This is a genomic window from Tepidanaerobacter sp. EBM-38, from assembly GCA_001896545.1.
GTDB lineage: Bacteria > Bacillota > Thermosediminibacteria > Thermosediminibacterales > Tepidanaerobacteraceae > Tepidanaerobacter.
Genome location: MPOT01000082.1, coordinates 1 through 1,055 on the forward strand (window position 1 = coordinate 1; position 1,055 = coordinate 1,055).

The 1,055-nt window shown below is 43.5% G+C and carries 2 protein-coding genes; both read right to left on the bottom strand.

Annotation, left to right across the window (positions count from 1 at the left end):
- Positions 1-90: 90 nt before the first annotated feature.
- Complete coding sequence (cobJ, locus tag BUC45_RS09155) at positions 91-822, bottom strand: precorrin-3B C(17)-methyltransferase (protein WP_296971789.1); 732 nt, start codon at positions 820-822, stop codon at positions 91-93.
- Positions 819-1,055, bottom strand: a 237-nt coding sequence (locus tag BUC45_RS09160; protein WP_296971791.1) for a cobalamin biosynthesis protein, incomplete at its 5' end; no start/stop codon positions are given. The genes BUC45_RS09160 and cobJ, both read right to left, overlap by 4 nt.

Genomic DNA, 1,055 nt, shown 5'->3' on the forward strand with positions numbered 1-1,055 from the left:
CGGTAACCGTTGTGGCTAAGACTTTAAGCCCTTTTTTGCAAAGCCTCTCAGATAAAATCCGTCCATCCTTCGTACCTGCTAATACCATAATCATAGCTTGTACCCTCGTGGTGTAATCATTTTGTCACCTATCGTAAATGTGTTCTTGTTGCCGATAATTACAATACTCGTCATATCGATATTCTCTATCGGCACCGATTCCAGTGTTGTAAATATCACCTTTTCTCCTTCTCTGGATGCATTTTTCACTATGCCTACAGGAGTATCCTTAGGCTTATATTTTGATATAATTTCAAGCGCAGTATCCAAATGATATTCTCGCTCATGGCTTCTGGGGTTGTATAAGGCTATGACAAAGTCTGCCTGAGCTGCCGAATCCAGCCTTTTTTCTATGACTTCCCATGGCGTCAGATGGTCTGAAAGGCTGATCAGTGCAAAATCGTGCATTAGGGGAGCCCCTAAAAGGGCCGCCGCCATATTTACGGCGCTGATACCTGGTATCACTTCAATTTTTATATCTAGGTCCCTTTTTGCTGAAAGTTCCAGCAAAAGACCTGCCATGCCATATATCCCGGGATCGCCGCTGCTGATTACACAGACTTTTTTCCCTTCATTTGCAAGCTCTATGGCCTTCTTGCACCTTGAAACTTCATGGCGCATACCTGAGCCTATGATTTGCTTTTCTTGAATAATCGGCCTTATTAAATCTAAGTATGTATTATATCCTATTACCACATCACATTCCTTTAAAGCATCCATGGCTTGCAAAGTCATGTGTTCCAAAGAACCCGGTCCTATACCCACCGCTTTTATCCAGCTCATGATGTCCTCCTTTTATATACCGCCAAAGTAATGCCCTTCGATGTATAATACCCCAATTCATCTCCTCCTCGGCTTGCCATATAAGCTGCCGGTCTTGCCACACAGCCTGCGCCTACGGTTTTTTTGACAAATGGGGAGCAAGGGAAACGGTTTTCGTATTCTGCAAGCTGTACGCCGGTATATAGTTTAAGCGGCGCATTTAAGCACTCAGACAATTGCAGTATACATTTTTC